General features: G+C 72.0%; 13 protein-coding genes and 1 tRNA gene. 13 read left to right on the plus strand and 1 reads right to left on the minus strand.

Going from position 1 to position 15,153, the window contains the following annotated elements; all coding sequences use genetic code 11:
* The 6 genes from I847_RS22790 to I847_RS0109060 all read left to right on the plus strand — a co-directional run.
* The coding region (locus I847_RS22790; protein ID WP_034609698.1) for an acyltransferase family protein at window positions 1–1,958 on the plus strand (1,958 nt) is incomplete at its 5' end.
* Window positions 1,959–2,061: 103 nt separating this feature from the next.
* Window positions 2,062–3,180: an O-methyltransferase gene (locus I847_RS25530; protein WP_196804521.1), complete on the plus strand. Its 1,119-nt coding sequence runs from the start codon at window positions 2,062–2,064 to the stop codon at window positions 3,178–3,180.
* Window positions 3,181–3,239: 59 nt separating this feature from the next.
* A complete protein-coding gene (locus tag I847_RS0109045; RefSeq protein WP_028049437.1) occupies window positions 3,240–5,717 on the plus strand; it encodes a glycosyltransferase family 2 protein in 2,478 nt (825 codons plus the stop codon).
* A 157-nt stretch (window positions 5,718–5,874) separates the two neighbouring features.
* Window positions 5,875–8,061: a hypothetical protein gene (locus tag I847_RS22800; protein WP_051274666.1), complete on the plus strand. Its 2,187-nt coding sequence runs from the start codon at window positions 5,875–5,877 to the stop codon at window positions 8,059–8,061.
* Window positions 8,058–8,630: a hypothetical protein gene (locus tag I847_RS0109055; RefSeq protein WP_028049438.1), complete on the plus strand. Its 573-nt coding sequence runs from the start codon at window positions 8,058–8,060 to the stop codon at window positions 8,628–8,630. The genes I847_RS22800 and I847_RS0109055 overlap by 4 nt, the downstream gene beginning before the upstream one ends.
* 107 nt (window positions 8,631–8,737) lie before the next feature.
* Window positions 8,738–8,808, plus strand: a tRNA-Gly gene (locus I847_RS0109060).
* Between the two features lie 37 nt (window positions 8,809–8,845).
* Here the strand turns inward: I847_RS0109060 and I847_RS0109065 are convergent.
* Complete coding sequence (locus tag I847_RS0109065; protein ID WP_028049439.1) at window positions 8,846–9,370, minus strand: MarR family winged helix-turn-helix transcriptional regulator; 525 nt, start codon at window positions 9,368–9,370, stop codon at window positions 8,846–8,848.
* A gap of 86 nt (window positions 9,371–9,456) precedes the next feature.
* Here I847_RS0109065 and idi point away from each other — a divergent pair, with 86 nt between their 5' ends.
* The 7 genes from idi to I847_RS0109100 are packed head-to-tail and all read left to right on the plus strand — an operon-like array spanning window position 9,457 to window position 15,087.
* On the plus strand, window positions 9,457–10,026 hold the full coding sequence (gene idi / locus I847_RS0109070; RefSeq protein WP_028049440.1) for an isopentenyl-diphosphate Delta-isomerase: 570 nt from the start codon (window positions 9,457–9,459) through the stop codon (window positions 10,024–10,026).
* Complete coding sequence (locus I847_RS22805; RefSeq protein WP_051274668.1) at window positions 10,023–11,057, plus strand: polyprenyl synthetase family protein; 1,035 nt, start codon at window positions 10,023–10,025, stop codon at window positions 11,055–11,057. The genes idi and I847_RS22805 overlap by 4 nt, the downstream gene beginning before the upstream one ends.
* Entirely contained in the window at window positions 11,054–11,971 is a 918-nt protein-coding gene (locus tag I847_RS0109080) for a squalene/phytoene synthase family protein (RefSeq protein ID WP_051274670.1), read from the plus strand. Before I847_RS22805 ends, I847_RS0109080 begins: the two co-directional genes overlap by 4 nt.
* Entirely contained in the window at window positions 11,968–13,542 is a 1,575-nt protein-coding gene (crtI, locus tag I847_RS0109085) for a phytoene desaturase family protein (protein WP_028049442.1), read from the plus strand. The genes I847_RS0109080 and crtI overlap by 4 nt, the downstream gene beginning before the upstream one ends.
* Window positions 13,539–13,865 (plus strand): lycopene cyclase domain-containing protein, encoded by a 327-nt coding sequence (locus I847_RS0109090; RefSeq protein WP_028049443.1) that lies wholly within the window; start codon window positions 13,539–13,541, stop codon window positions 13,863–13,865. The genes crtI and I847_RS0109090 overlap by 4 nt, the downstream gene beginning before the upstream one ends.
* Window positions 13,862–14,188 carry a lycopene cyclase domain-containing protein gene (locus tag I847_RS0109095; RefSeq protein WP_028049444.1) on the plus strand — a complete coding sequence of 109 codons (327 nt, stop codon included), beginning with the start codon at window positions 13,862–13,864 and terminating at the stop codon, window positions 14,186–14,188. The genes I847_RS0109090 and I847_RS0109095 overlap by 4 nt, the downstream gene beginning before the upstream one ends.
* Window positions 14,185–15,087: a prenyltransferase gene (locus I847_RS0109100; RefSeq protein WP_028049445.1), complete on the plus strand. Its 903-nt coding sequence runs from the start codon at window positions 14,185–14,187 to the stop codon at window positions 15,085–15,087. The genes I847_RS0109095 and I847_RS0109100 overlap by 4 nt, the downstream gene beginning before the upstream one ends.
* Window positions 15,088–15,153: the final 66 nt, after the last annotated feature.

A 15,153-nucleotide genomic window follows, 5' to 3' on the forward strand; every position in this document is an offset into this window, starting at 1 on the left:
TCGGTGTGGACGTGTTCTTCGTGATCTCCGGGTTCTTGATCACCGGGCTGATCGTGCGCGAGATCGAGTCCACCGGCCGCCTCAGCCTGTCCCGGTTCTACGCCCGGCGCGCCCGACGCCTGCTGCCCGCCACCGCCCTGGTCTTCGTGTTCGTCGCGGTCATGACCGTGGCCGTGCTGCCCGTGACCCGCTGGGACACCATCGCCCAAGACCTGCGCGCCGCCAGCCTCTACGTCATCAACTGGACCCTGGCCGCCCGCTCCGTGGACTACCTGTCCCAGGGCACCGCAGCCAGCCCCCTGCAGCACTTCTGGTCCCTGGCCGTCGAGGAACAGTTCTACGTCATCTGGCCCCTGCTCATCGTGGCCCTGGTCTGGGCCCTGCGCCGCGCCCGCGGGACCACGGGCGTGACCCGCGCGCACCTGGCCACCGGGCTGCTCGCGATCACCGTCCCGTCCCTGCTGTGGTCCTGGCACCTGACCGGCACCGACCCCGGCCGCGCCTACTTCGTCACGACCACCCGCCTGTGGGAGCTCGGCATCGGCGCCCTGCTCGCCGTCGGCGCCACCCAGATCGCCCGCATCCCCGCCCTGGCCCGCACCCTGGCCGGCTGGCTCGGGCTGGCCGCGATCGCCCTGGCCGCCTGGAAGTTCACCGCCGCGACGCCGTTCCCGGGCACCGCCGCCCTGGTGCCCACCCTGGGCGCCGCCGCGGTCCTGGCCGCGGGCCTGGGCACCAGCAAGGGCCTGCTCGTCCTGCGCATCCCGGCCATGCGCGACATCGGGACCCTGTCCTACTCCCTGTACCTGTGGCACTGGCCCCTGCTCGTGGGGGCCACCGCGATCTGGGGCGACGAGACCGGCCACCTGTGGGTCCCCACCGCCCTGCTCGTCGTCGGCTTCTCCGCCGTACCCGCCTGGCTGGCCTACTCCCTCGTCGAAAAACCCCTCCACCACAACCGCTTCCTCGCCGCCACACCCTGGCGCGCCGCCCTCGTCGCCCTCCTGTGCATCGGCCTCGGACTCGGCTCCGCCACCGCCGTCCAGCGGAGCGTCGAGCAGCCGACCTCCGCGGCGAGCGGAGCGGCGCGCGGCGCAGAGGCGCTCGGCGAGGACCCCACGAGCTCCCCCGCAGGAATCCCCGTCGACTCCGTACCGGCGTTCCTCCCGGCACCGCAAGACGCCAGCGGTGACAACGCCGACGTCTACGGCGACGGCTGCCACCAGGACCAGAAGGACGACAAGGCGCTGAGCTGCACCTATGGCGATCCGCAGTCGGACCGTGTGATCGCACTCGTGGGGGACTCGCACGCCGCACAGTGGCAGCCCGCGCTGCGCCTGCTGGCCGAGGAGAACGGGTGGCGGCTCGACACGTACACCAAGTCCGCGTGCCTCTTCGCTGATGTCGACGTGTGGCTGAGCTCCCAGAACGGCACGTACACGTCGTGCCGCTCCTGGGGAACGAACGTCGACAAGGCCCTGGCTGCGAACCCACCCGACGTCGTGCTCGTCTCGGAGAGCGGCGGATATGCCGTGTCGCGCGACGGCATCAAGGTCCCGCGGCCCGAGGCGGACCCGATCCTCGCCGCCGGGCTCGGCCGTACGTGGTCGCAGCTGCGGTCCCAGGGCAGCAAGGTTGTCGTCCTGATGGACACTCCGTGGGTCGGGATCGAGATCCCCGACTGCGTCGCCCTGAACCCGGACGCGTTGACGACGTGCGCTGCATCCCGGTCGGAGGCTGTCGACAAGTCCGCGCGCAGCTTCCAGGAGCTCGCGCTCGACAAGTCGCCCGACGCCGGGACCATCGACCTGCTCGACTACGTCTGCCCGCAGTCGCGATGCGCACCGGTGATCGGTGACGTGCTGGTCTACCGAGACTCGCACCACCTCACCGCGACGTACTCCAAGTCGTTGGCTTCGGCAGTCGGTGAGCGCCTGGCGGCCGCAGGCATCAAGTAGCCTCCGCAGGTGGCCTTTGGCAGAGCGGCGCGAGCGAACATGCGCGCCCGGCTTCTGTAGCGTTTCCATGCCGCCACCCGGCGGCTCCCTAGGAGGTTGTTTCATGCGACAGAGCCGCTCGTGGCGTATCGGGATCGCGGGAGCCGGAGTGCTGACCGTCGCGGCAGCGATCGCTTCCGCCGCCGGGGCAGCGCGGGTCGCAGGGGTCCTCGGGGCCCTCCTCCTGGGCTTGGGAGTGACCGTCGCTGTCGACATCCGCTCCCGCGCGGCGGATCTCGCACACATGTCGCGGCTGGCCGCCAAGCGGCGGACCGAGGACGGCGAGGCGGCGATAGCGCGGGACGCGGATGCCAGCCTGAAGCACGTCGAGCAGATGCAGCAGATGGAGCGACGTCTGCTCGTCGCGGTCGAGACCGAGCGGCTCCGGGCCGCGGATCGCCACCGTGAGGCGCTCGAGGGTCAGGCCGAGACGGCCGGCCACAACCGCGCGAGCTTCGACGCGCTCATCAGCGCCTCGAAGCACCTCCGCGCCGACATCGAGCTGCGAACGAAGAGCCTCCGAGGGGACGTCCTGGACGACGTCACGAAGATGACGCGCGACGAGGTCCGGCAGGTCGAGGCGCTGTTCCAGGTCCTCACACGCATCTCTCCACGGGCGCTCATGCCCCCGACTGGACGGTGGGCGATCGACGCCCGCAGCCTGACGCACCTGCTCGACATCGTCGCCGAGGAGAAGCCACGGAACGTGGTCGAGCTCGGAAGCGGCACGTCGACCGTGTGGCTGGGCTACGCCACAGAGGGCTTGGGCACCCGGATCACGAGCTTCGACCACGACGAGGAGTTCGCGTCGCTGACGCGAGCCGAGGTAGCACGTCACGGGCTTGCCGACACCATCGACGTGCGCACCGCGCCCCTGCAGCCCTGCGACCAGGCCGACGGCGCCCCGTGGTACGACACGGCCGTGATGGGCGACCTCGAGGCGATCGACCTGCTGATCGTCGACGGCCCTCCCGGCGGGACCAACCACCCCTTCGCACGCCGACCCGCCGTCCCGGTGCTCGCATCGAGGCTCTCGCCGAACGCCGTCGTGCTCCTCGACGACTCCGACCGTTCCGGCGAGGCCGAGGCAGTTCGGCAGTGGTGCGACGAGTACGGCTTCGAACGCCACGACGTCGGTGTCAGCCGGCTCGCGGTGCTTCGACGACCCACGACGGCACACTGAGTCGAGGGCGGCGTCGACATGACCCGTGCTCGATCCGTTCAACCCGACAGGCGCTGACTGTGTCCCACTCCCTGCCCTTCGAGTCGCTGCTCGCGGACTACGCCGCGCTCGCCCGTCGCCGCGGCGCGCCGACCCTGGAGGCAACGGCGCTCCGTACGCGGTCCCTCGCGCTGCGCGACATCGCCGCGTACCTGGGATCCGACGGTGGCGCGCTGTACGCGGACGTCCTCGCGTCCGCGCAGGTCCGCGAGGCCCTGTCGCCGAAGTGGGCCGCGAGCCTCGGCCGTATCGTCGGCCTGCAGCGGATCCTCGACGACGACGTGGCAGTCGCGATCGACCTGCTGAGCGACGCGGTGCCAGGCGTCCGCGAGGCGGAACGCCAGGTCTACGCGAAGCTGCAGGCCGAGCTTCTCTTCAGCGTGGGCCGTTACGCCGAGTGCAGCGCCGTGCTGGAAAGCCATCGGAAGCTCGCGACGGCTGAGCCTCACCTCACCACGGATCTCCTGAACCCGAACACCGGAAGCCCGTTCGCGGACGCCGACAGCTGGCTGGCGTCGTTCAACGCGCGATTCGTCACGCTGGGGCTCGCTCCCCTGGCCTTCGACCTCTCGGCCGAGATCCCGTTCGACGGCGTGACGAGCCAAGCACCCTCGCACGCCGGTGGGCCGCTGGTCAGCGTGGTGATGACGACGTACCAGCCGACCGAGCCCGCGCTGCGCGCCGCCATCCGCTCGATCCTCGACCAGACGTGGCAGGACATCGAGCTCGTCGTCGTGGACGACTGCTCGCCCGAGGACCCGGAACGGATGGTCCTCGACATCGCGGACGGCGACCCACGCGTGCGATTCCACCGCATGCCTCGCAACGGCGGCACCTACCTGGCTCGCAACGCCGGCATCGGGCTCGCCCAGGGCGACTACATCACGGGCCAGGACGACGACGACTGGTCGCACCCGGAACGCGTCGCACGCCAGGTCGAGGTGCTCCACGCGGACAGCTCGCTCGCCGGCACGCGGAGCAGGAGCGTCACCGTTCTCGACAACCTGGTCAACCAGCGGCCTGGCTACCCCGCGCATCGTCCGAACGCGTCCTCGTTGATGTTCCGCCGCGATCTGGCCGTCACGCTGGGCGGGTTCCTGCCCGTTCGCAAGGGCGCCGACTCGGAGTTCCACTTCCGGCTGGAGGCGTACACCGGGGGCCCGGTCGTCACCCTCAACGAGCCGCTCGCGCTGGTTCGCATCACCGTGGACTCGCTGTCCCGTGGCGACTTCCGCGCAGGTTGGCACCACCCGGGTCGTCGGGCATTCCGGGGCAGCTTCGAGCACTGGCACCGGACGTCGCCCCAGGCCGGGCTGCGCCTACGGCCTGGGACGCCGCTACCGTTCCCGGTGCCCAGCTCGTTCGCCGTCGACCGCCCCATCGAGCCACCCCGCTACGACGTCGTCTTCGCCGGTGAGTGGACCCGGTACGGCGGACCCCAGCGCTCGATGATCGAGGAGATCCGTTCGCTCGAGCCGCTCGGCCTGCGGATCGGCGTTCTCCACCTGCACGCCGCGCGGTTCATGGGTCGCGCCGAGCCGAGCCTGTGCGCCGCGGTGCAGCAGCTCGTCAACGAGGGTGTCGTGGAACGCGTCATCGACGACGAGCCCTCGACCAGCCGGTTGGTCTTCCTGCGCTACCCGCCGGTCCTCCAGTTCCCCCCGAGCGCGCCACTGGGTCTGGCGACCGAGCGCCTGGTGATCGTGGCGAACCAAGCCCCGTCCGAGCGGGACGGGTCGGACATCCGCTACGACGTGCGCTCGTGCTCCGACAACGCGGAGGCGCTCTTCGGCGTCCGCGCGCTGTGGTGTCCCCAGGGCCCCACGGTCCGCGGTGCCATCGCGGACCAGGTGCCGGCCGGTGAGCTCGCGGACTTCGACATCCCCGGCATCCTCGACGCGTCCGAGTGGAAGACCGAGCGGGTCTCGTTCCGCGGCGCGGAGCCGATCATCGGCCGACACTCGCGCGACGACCGGATGAAGTGGCCCGAGGACCCAGCGAGGCTGACGGCTGCGTACCCGACGGACGGGTCGGTCGATGTCCGCATCATGGGCGGCGCCGCGTCGGCGCTCACGCTCCTTGGCACGAAGACCGCCCCACCGGCGTGGCTCGTGCTCGCCCCGGACGAGATGGACGTCCGAGCCTTCCTCAACTCCATCGACTTCTTCGTGTACTTCCAGCACAGCCAGGCCTACGACGCGTTCGGACGCGCTGTCCTGGAGGCGATCGCCACCGGGTGTGTCGCCATCCTGCCCCACCACTTCGAGCCGGCGTTCGGGGATGCCGCCCTGTACGCGCAGGAGCACCAGGTGAAGGCCGTCGTCACGCGCCTGCACGCGGATCCGCAGGCCTACAGGCGTCAGGCGGAGCTGGCGATGCGCCGGACCCGGGAACGCTTCAGTCATGCGTCGTATCGCACCCTCGTCCAGGGTCTTCTGCCCGAGGGGCCTCCCTCTCCGGCCGAGGGCTCCGAGGCTGTGGCCGTCCGGAGCGCATGAGCCACCGGGTGGCGATCCGTTCGTCCTTCTCCGCGTACCATCGACGCGGCCGCGACTCCAACCAGATGTGTGGATGCGGCTGCGTTGGTGAACGGCCGCCCGGTTCAGCGTCGTGGGATACCCGAACCACGATCGTCGTCAGATCATCGAGGTGCATGTGAGCAGCGGTTCCCGGCCGTACGACGTCGTTCTCGCATCCGACCTCCGGCTGCCCGGCGGGACGACGGCGAGCATGGCCGAAGAGATCCGCGCGCAGGCCGCCGCGGGTTACCGGACCGGCCTCCTGCACGTCCCCAGCACGCTCGCCAACACGGGCCTCGGCATCGAGCCGCGCCTGCGCCGCTGCCTCGACGAGGGCCTGGCCGAGCTGGTCGTCGCCGGCCAGCAGGTCCATGCCCGCCTCGCCGTGCTCCGCAACGCGACGGTGTTCGCGACCGTCCCCGAGGGCCTGCCGGTGACGGCCGACCAGGCGCTGCTCGTCGCCAACCACGTGCGGGTCGACGCGGCGGGCGTCCAGCACTACGACGTCGAGGAGACGGACGCGGCGGTCGAGCGCTGGCTCGGCGTGCGTCCAACGTGGTGCTCGATCGGCCCCGCGGTGCGCGAGACGCTCGAGCCCGTGGCGGACCTCGTTGACGTGGCCCCGGGCGACTGGTTCAACCTGCTCGACGTCGACGAGTGGTCGCGGGAGCGGTCAGGTGTCGGGGCCGTGCCCGTCCTCGGCCGGCACAGCCGCTCGTCCGCGGCGAAGTGGCCGGAGCGCTCGGCGGACATCCGCGCGGCCTACCCGGTGGACGACTCGGTGCAGGTCCGGGTGCTCGGCGGGGCGGACGCCGTGGCGGACGTGCTCGGCAGCGTGCCCGAGCGCTGGATCGTCGAGGAGTTTGGGGCACGCGACCCGCGCGACTTCGTCGCGTCGCTCGACTTCTTCGTCTACTTCCACCGCAGCGACCTCGTCGAGGCGTACGGGCGCACGGTCATGGAGGCGATGGCGAGCGGCGCCGTCGCGATCCTGCCGGAGCACTTCCGCGACAGCTTCGGCGACGCCGCGGTGTACACGACCCCGGCCGGCGTCCAGGACGTCGTGCGGCGGCTCTCCGCCGACCCGGCCGCCTACCTCGAGCAGTCGACGCGTGGGCAGGTGTTCGTCCGCGGTCGGCACGGGCACGAGGCCCACGTCGCGCGGCTCGCTGCGATCCTCGGGCCGCCGACGGGGGATCCCGTGGTCGTGCCGACCCGCCGTCGTCGCCAGGACCGCGAGCGGGTGCTGTTCGTGTCCTCCAACGGCGCGGGCATGGGACACCTCACGCGGCTGCTCGCGATGGCGAACCGCGCGTCCGACGCCGTCGAGCCCATGTTCTTCTCGCTCTCGCAGGCGGTCGCGGTCGTCGAGACGTCTGGCCACCCGTGGGAGTACTGCCCGTCGCGGGGTGACCTCGGCTGCACGGTCGAGCAGTGGAACCCGCTGTTCGCCCAGCGGTTTGCGGACGTTCTCCGTCGGTACCAGCCGGCGGCCGTCGTCTTCGACGGGACGATGCCGTACGTCGGCATGGTGCAGGTCCGGCCGCAGTTCCCCGAGATCGCGTTCGTCTGGTCCCGACGCGGCATGTGGCGCGAGGAGACGACGACGAAGTTCCTCGAGCGCGGCTCGATCTTCGACCTCGTCGTCCAGCCCGGTGAGGTCGCGGCCGCCTACGACCGCGGTCCGGTCGCGTCGCTCGACGACGCCTACCGGGTCGGGCCCGTGACGCTGCTCGACCAGGACGACCTGCTCAGCCGCGACGAGGCACGCGCCGCGCTCGGCATCGAGGGCGACGCCCCCGCGCTGCTGCTCAGCCTCGGCGCCGGGAACATCAACGACATCGGCTCCGACCTCGACACCTTCGTGGACGCAGCCGACGACGTGCTGCCGGGCTGGACGCTGCACGCCACGCGCCCACCGATCCAGCGCCGCGGCGACCGGCTGCGCGACCACGTCGCGTCCCTGTCGGTGTACCCGCTGTCGCGCTACCTGCGGGCGTTCGACGCCGCGGTCGTCGCCTGCGGGTACAACAGCTATCACGAGTCCGTCCTCGCCGGGTTGCCCACGGTGTTCGTCCCGAACCTGCAGACGACGACGGACGACCAGCTCGGACGCGCCCGCTACGCCGACGACCGCGGGTTCGGTGCCTGCGTCGTCGAGGTCGACGCGGAGTCGGCCCGTGCGGCGCTGCGCACCGTCTCCGATCCGGCATGGGTCGAGAGGGCGCAACAGCGGATGGCCGACGAGTACCCGGGCAACGGTGCGGGCGACGCCATGCGGCGGGTCGAGCGCCTCCTGGTCGAGACGAAGGTGACGGCATGAGCGCCCGCTCCGCACTGCGCGGCGTCGCGCGACGTGCCCTCACACTCCCGGGAGTGCGGCGCGCCGCGAAGGCGGTCGCGCGTCGCTCCCCGTCGGCGAAGACGTTCGGTGTTCGTGTGCTCGGGCTCAGCGCCGGCCAGCCGAAGCGGCGGCGCACAGGGAAGGTCCGGATCGACATCCGGTCGGGCCACATGATGCTGCCCGGCCAGGGCTCCCGCTGGCCGATCACCGTCGTCGTCGCCGTCGGGTGCACCGCGGGTGACACCGAGCGGCTCGCTGCCGCCGTCGAACGCGCCCAGCTCACGAGCGGGCGGTTCCGGCCGCTGTTCGTCGTCGACAGCGGCGAGCTCGCGCCGTTCCGGTCTCGCAACTACGCGGTCGAGGTCGTCATGCCGCGCGGCACGTACGCGCGCGTCAACGCACAGGACTCGTACGGGGAGTACCTGTACGAGCGCGTCAGCCAGATCGTCTCGACGTACGGTGCGCGGTCGGTCGTCCCGGTCGTCCCGTCCGCGATCGAGGACATGTCGGGCGACGTGCTGCGCCTCGTCGGGACGCTCGACCTGTAGTCCGGCGAGGCGACGCGGGCGGACGCGTCACCCCGCTTTCGCTCCACCCGATCGGTCCGGGTATGCTGTCCGGGCTGCCGAGGGGACACCCTCTCGGACGGGCACATGCGGGTGTAGTTCAGTGGCAGAACTTCAGCTTCCCAAGCTGATAGCGCGAGTTCGATTCTCGTCACCCGCTCCGAGAAGGACCCGCACGCCTGCGGGGCACCAGCCGGTCAGACCGCCGGGTCCTTGGTCAGCGGCGCGGGCGTGGCCTCCGTGTCGAGCAGCTCCGCCATCGAGCGCAGGAAGTCGCGCAGATGAGGGCGCGACCCCGTCGGAACGTCCCGGACGATCGCCGCCATCGCGGCGTGCATCCGCTCGAGTCGCTCCCGGATCTCCCGATGGGCGTGCGGCGTGCTGGAGACGACGACCGACCTTCGGTCGGTGGGGTGCTCGGTCCGGACCAGGTGCCCGGAGGCCGTGAGCCGGTCGAGCAGCTTGGTGGTGGACGCGGTCGAGATGCGCAGGTACGCGGCGATCTCGCGCGGGTGCGCCTGGCCGCCGCGCGACTCGGCGGCGATCACGAACTGGAGGGCCTGGAGGTCCGTCTCGTTCATGTCCATGCCGGCGCTGAGGCGTCGCCGCATCTCCTGGTCGGCCCGACGGAAGTGGCGCACGGCCTCGAGCACCTCTCGCACTGAACTGTCGTCGGCGTACCAGTAATGTGTCGGGATCTCCGGAGCGGTCTCTTCGTTCACGGTGCAATGCTAGCCTGCCATATAACTAGCCAGGCTAGTAAAGAAGTTCTACGGTGGTCCGTGCGACCGACCCGAGGAGCGTGCACATGACCGCGACCATCCCTTCCGACGACCTCGTCGTTCTCCTCGGCGAGGACGGCGAACCCTGCGGCACCGCACCTCGCCGGACGGTCCACGGAGCCACCACCCCGCTCCACCTCGCCTTCTCCTGCTACCTGTTCTCGCCCGCAGGTCTGCTCCTGGTCACCCGTCGCGCCCTCGGCAAGACCGCGTGGCCCGGCGTGTGGACCAACTCGTTCTGCGGCCACCCGCGCCCGGGAGAGCCGATGGCGGACGCGATCGCCCGGCACGCGTGGACAGAGCTCGGGGTCGAGGTGGAGGACGTCGAGCAGCTGCTCCCGGACTTCCGGTACCGCGCGACGGACGCCGGCGGTGTCGTCGAGAACGAGATGTGCCCGGTGTGGTTCGCCGTCACCGACCAGGAGCCGCGGCCCAACCCGGCCGAGGTCGCAGAGCTGCGCTGGGTCGAGACGGTCGACCTCGGCCGAGCCGTGGCCAGCGCCGGCTGGGCCTTCAGTCCGTGGATGGTCGAACAGGTGCAGCAGCTCGCCGAGCTCGTCCCCGGCGGCCCTGCGCGTCTGGCGCGGGCGTCATGACGGCGCAGGGGCTGGACGTCCAGGCGTTCGCAGAGTTCTTCGCCCGCGGCACCGAACGGGCCGACGGAGCCGAGTCCCGGGCGCTGTGGGAGGCGATGACCGACGCGGCCGACGGGGGCAAGCGGGTGCGGCCGGACCTCCTGCGAGCCACCTACGAGGCGTTCGGGGGAAGCCGGCCGGAGGTCGCGCAGCAGGTCGGCGACGCGATCGAGCTCCTGCACACGGCGTTCGTCATGCACGACGACGTCATCGACCACGACCTGAGCCGGCGCGGGCGGCCCAACGTCTCCGGCGCGTTCGAGGCACGCGGACGCGCCGCGGGGGCCGGGGCCGCCCGCGCCCACCGGTACGGGCAGGCCGCCGGCATCCTCGCGGGCGACCTCGCGCTCGTCGGCGCCACGCGCCTCGTCGCCACGGCGGACACCGACCGGTGGACGGTCGCGCGCCTGCTCGACCTGCTCGACGAGACGATCCGTCTCACGGCGGGCGGTGAGCTGGGCGACGTGCGGCTCGGGCTGCACACGGACCGACCGACGCTCGCGGAGGTGCTGACGGTCGAGGAGCACAAGACGGCCGTCTACTCGTTCTCCCTGCCCCTGCAGGCGGGTGCGCTCCTGGCCGGGGCGCCGGACGGTGTGCTGCCGTCGCTCGACCGGCTCGGTCGCCTCCTGGGGATCGCGTTCCAGCTGCAGGACGACCTGCTCGGCACGTTCGGCGACGAGGCCGTCACCGGCAAGAGCACGGTGTCGGACCTGCGCGAGGGCACCGTCACGGCCCTCGTCGCACACGCCCGGACCACGGCCGTGTGGTCGACGATCGCCCACCACCTCGGCGATCCCGACCTCAGCGACGCAGCCGCCGACGCCGTCCGGGACGCCCTCGTCCGCTGCGGGTCCCGCGCCTTCGTCGAGGATCTGGTCGACCAGCACGTCCACCAGGCCCTCGTCCTCGCCCGCGAGATCGGCCCCGTCGCGGGTGTCGTCGAACGGCTCACCCAGGCGCTGCTCGTCGTCGGGCGGCGAGCAGCATGAGCCTGACGACCCGCAACCACACGCCGGCGCAGTCCTCGTCGGCGATCTACGACGAGGTGGCGACGGCCAGCGCCGCGTGCGTGATCGGCCGGTACTCGACGTCGTTCGCACGGGCCGCCCGGATGCTCGCCGAGCCGGTCCGCGGCCACGTCCGCAACGTGTACGGACTGGTGCGGCTGGCAGACGAGGTGGTCGACGCACCGTCGCTCCCGCTGTCGCACGCCGACCGGGCCGAGATCCTGGACGAGCTGCGGGCGGAGACCCTGCGCGCGACCGAACGCGGCTTCTCCACCAACCTCGTCGTCCACGCGTTCGCGCGGACAGCGCGCGAGTGCGGGATCGGTGCGGACCTCGTCGACCCGTTCTTCGCCTCCATGCGCACCGACCTGGACCGCACGACGCACGACGACGCGTCGTTCGCGACCTACGTCCACGGGTCCGCGGAGGTCGTCGGGCTCATGTGCCTGCGCATCTTCGTCGCGTGCGAGCCGGGCACCGCCGCCGAGCGTGAGGCCCGGTACGACGCGTCGGCCGAGGGTGCGCGCCGGCTCGGGGCAGCCTTCCAGAAGGTCAACTTCCTGCGGGACCTCGCCGCCGACCGGGACGACCTCGGGCGCAGCTACTTCCCGGCCGTCGGGACCGGGCACCTCACCGACGCGCGCCGGGACGCCCTGCTCGACGACGTCGACGCGGACCTCGCAGCGGCTGCGCTCGCGATCGAGGACCTGCCCGCCTCCTGCCGCCGCGGGGTGCGTGCCGCGCACGACCTGTTCGCAGCGCTCTCCCGACGGCTCCGGGCGACCCCCGCAGCGACGATCGAGGTCCGCCGGGTGCGGGTGCCGGGCCCGGTGAAGGCGCTCGTCCTGGCGCGCAGCCTTCTCGGTCGCACGCCGGTTCGAGTGGGCCGGTCATGAAGACGGCCGTCGTCATCGGTGCCGGCGTCGCGGGCCTCGGCACTGCGGCGCTGCTCGCCCGCGACGGGTACGACGTGGTCGTGCTCGAGCAGCAGGACCAGGTGGGCGGTCGGGCGGGTACGTGGGAGAGCGAGGGTTTCCGGTTCGACACGGGGCCGTCGTGGTACCTCATGCCGGAGGTCATCGACCACTTCTTCGCCCTGCTCGGCACGAGCGCCGACGCCGAGCTCGACCTGGTCCGCCTCGACCCGGCGTACCGCGCGTGGTTCGAGAGCGGCGCGGACCCGCTCGAGCTCCGGTCCGGGCTCGAGGACGCCGTGGCACGGTTCGACGCTGTCGAACCGGGTGCCGGATCACGGCTGCGCCGCTACCTCGCATCCGCCCGACGGACCACCGAGACCGCTCGCGAGCACCTCCTGTACTCGACGTTCGAGTCGCTGCCGCGACTGCTCTCGCCGAGGGTCCTGCTCCGGGCCGGCCGGCTGCTGCCGCTCGTCCTGCAGACGCTCGACACGTACGTCGGTCGGAGGTTCCACGACGAGCGGCTGCGACGCGTGCTGGGCTACCCCGCGGTGTTCCTGGGCACCTCACCCGACCAGGCACCGGCGCTCTACCACCTCATGAGCCACGCCGACCTCGTCGAGGGGGTGCTGTACCCGCGCGGCGGGTTCGGCACGCTCGTCGACGCGCTCGCGCGGCTCGCCGAGCGCGAGGGCGCGACCATCCGCACCGGCGCTCGCGTCATCGAGGTGCTGACCACGCCGCTGCCGGGTGCTCGGGTCACGGGGGTGCGGTACCTCGACGACGCCGGTCGTGAGCAGGTCCTGGCGGCGGACGTCGTGGTGGGCGCCGGGGACCTGCACCACCTGGAGACGGCCCTGCTCAGGCCGGACCTGCGCACCTACCCCGAACAGTGGTGGTCCCGTCGCGACCCCGGTCCGGGCGCCGTCCTCGTCTACCTCGGCATCAGAGGCCGGGTGCCCGAGCTCACCCATCACAGCCTGGTCTTCGCGGCGGACTGGCAGGCCAACGTCGACGCGGTCTTCGGCCGGGACCGGCACGTCCCGGACGCCGGTTCCCTGTACGTGTGCGCACCGTCGCGGACGGACGAGACCGTCGCGCCGCCCGACACCGAGAACCTGTTCCTGCTGATCCCGGTGCCTGCGGACGTCACGATCGGCGGCGGCGGCGACCCCGTCGTCGAGCGGGTGGCGGACGACGCGATCCGACGGCTCGCCACGGTCGCGGGGATCCCGGACCTCGCCGACCGTGTCCTCGTCCGGCGCACCGTCGGTCCCGCCGACTTCGCCCGCGACCTGTCCGCGTGGTCGGGCGGCGCGCTCGGCCCCGCGCACGTCCTGCGGCAGAGCGCCTGGTGGCGTGGTCGCAACGCATCCGCGAAGGTCGACGGCCTGCTGTACGCGGGCGGGTCGACCATCCCCGGCATCGGGCTGCCGATGTGCCTCATCAGCGCGGAGCTGGTGGTCAAGCGACTCCGCGGCGACCGGTCGTCCGGGCCGCTGGCGGTTCCGCTGACCTCCGCGCCCGTCCGCACCGGGGGTGCGGGATGAGGGGGTCGTACCTCGTCGCTCTGCTCCTGAGCCTGGCCGGCATGATGCTCCTCGACGCCAGGCACCGGCTGTTCGTCTGGGCAGTTCCGCGGCGCGCGGCGGTCGTGCTCGCCTGCGGTGTGACGCTCTTCCTCGCCTGGGACGCCGCCGCCATCGCGCGCGGCATCTTCGAGCGGGGGTGGGGAGGCGCACTGCTGGGTCTGGAGGTCGCACCGCACCTGCCGATCGAGGAGCTCCTCTTCGTGACGTTCTTCAGCTACCTCACGATGGTCGTCTTCACGGCGACCCACCGGGTCGTGGCCCGGCGGGCGGTGGACGCGTGACGTACGTCCAGCTCGACCTCCTCGTCGTCGCAGGCGCTGCCGTGCTGGCCGTGGTCGGGGCGCGGGCAGCGCGGCGGCGGCAGACACCGTTCGTGCTGCCGGTCGTCGTGACCCTCGCTCTCCTCGTGGCGCTGACGGTGGTGTTCGACAGCCTGATGATCAGCGCCGACCTGTTCCGGTACGACGCTGCCGCCCTCCTCGGCGTCACCCTGTGGCACGCCCCCGTCGAGGACCTCGCCTGGCCCGTCGCCGCGGCCCTCGCCCTGCCGTCGGTCTGGGTGCTGCTGGCTCCCGTGCCGGCCCGGGAACGGATCGACGCATGAGCACCCGCACGGAGCCGACGAGCCGAGCGGGCCTGCTCACCGGCGTCGGGCAGGTGCTGCTCGCCTCGCGGCCGCTGAGCTGGATCAACACGGCCTACCCCTTCGCGGTCGCGTACCTGCTCGCGGGCGGTGAACCCGGTTGGGCGCTCGTCGTCGGCACGGTGTACTTCCTCGTCCCGTACAACCTGCTGATGTACGGGCTGAACGACGTCTTCGACTACGCGTCGGACCTCGCCAACCCGCGCAAGGGCGGCGTCGAGGGCGCGATCCTGTCGCAGCGGTGGCACCGGGCCACCCTGTGGTCGGCGGTGGTCACCAACGTCCCGTTCCTCGTCGCGCTCCTCGTCGCCGGCGGACTCGCGTCCGGCGTCGTGCTCGCCGTGAGCGTCTTCGCCGTCGTGGCCTACTCCGCACCCGGGCTGCGTCTCAAGGAGCGGCCGTACGTCGACTCACTGACGTCGAGCACCCACTTCGTCAGCCCCGCCGTGTTCGCCATCGCCCTCGCGGGGGGCCGGTTCACGATGCCGGTCGTCGCGACGCTCGGCGCGTTCTTCCTCTGGGGCGCGGCCTCCCACGCCTTCGGTGCGGTGCAGGACATCACGGCAGACCGTGGTGCCGGCATCGCCTCGGTGGCGACGTCCCTCGGCGCCCGTCGCACCGTCCGGCTCTCGATGGCGGGCTACGCGTCGTCGGCCGCGCTCCTGCTGGTGGCCGGCGCGCCCGCGGCTCTCGCCGCCGTCGTCCCGCTCGTCTACCTCGGGTCGGTCGCGCCCTTCCGCGATCTCGACGACGACGACTGCGAGGACGCGAACCGGGGCTGGCGCCGCTTCCTGGTCCTCAATCTCGTGACCGGGTTCGTGCTCACGCAGGCCCTGCTGGTGGCGGCACTGCGCACCTGACGCGGCCCGGACGCGGGTCGCCGGTTGACCCGTGCACGCCGCCGTACAGGTGAAAGCACCTCAGTC

The sequence above is a fragment of the Cellulomonas sp. URHD0024 genome, from assembly GCF_000426185.1.
Classification (GTDB): domain Bacteria; phylum Actinomycetota; class Actinomycetes; order Actinomycetales; family Cellulomonadaceae; genus Cellulomonas.

What these genes read in the sequence shown, in the direction of transcription:
- I847_RS22805 (WP_051274668.1), top strand. Translation starts at nt 10,023, where the DNA reads ATGACGGCGCAGGGGCTGGACGTCCAGGCGTTCGCAGAGTTCTTCGCC.
- I847_RS0109100 (WP_028049445.1), top strand. Translation starts at nt 14,185, where the DNA reads ATGAGCACCCGCACGGAGCCGACGAGCCGAGCGGGCCTGCTCACCGGC.
- I847_RS0109090 (WP_028049443.1), top strand. Translation starts at nt 13,539, where the DNA reads ATGAGGGGGTCGTACCTCGTCGCTCTGCTCCTGAGCCTGGCCGGCATG.
- idi (WP_028049440.1), top strand. Translation starts at nt 9,457, where the DNA reads ATGACCGCGACCATCCCTTCCGACGACCTCGTCGTTCTCCTCGGCGAG.
- I847_RS0109055 (WP_028049438.1), top strand. Translation starts at nt 8,058, where the DNA reads ATGAGCGCCCGCTCCGCACTGCGCGGCGTCGCGCGACGTGCCCTCACA.
- I847_RS0109080 (WP_051274670.1), top strand. Translation starts at nt 11,054, where the DNA reads ATGAGCCTGACGACCCGCAACCACACGCCGGCGCAGTCCTCGTCGGCG.
- I847_RS25530 (WP_196804521.1), top strand. Translation starts at nt 2,062, where the DNA reads ATGCGACAGAGCCGCTCGTGGCGTATCGGGATCGCGGGAGCCGGAGTG.
- crtI (WP_028049442.1), top strand. Translation starts at nt 11,968, where the DNA reads ATGAAGACGGCCGTCGTCATCGGTGCCGGCGTCGCGGGCCTCGGCACT.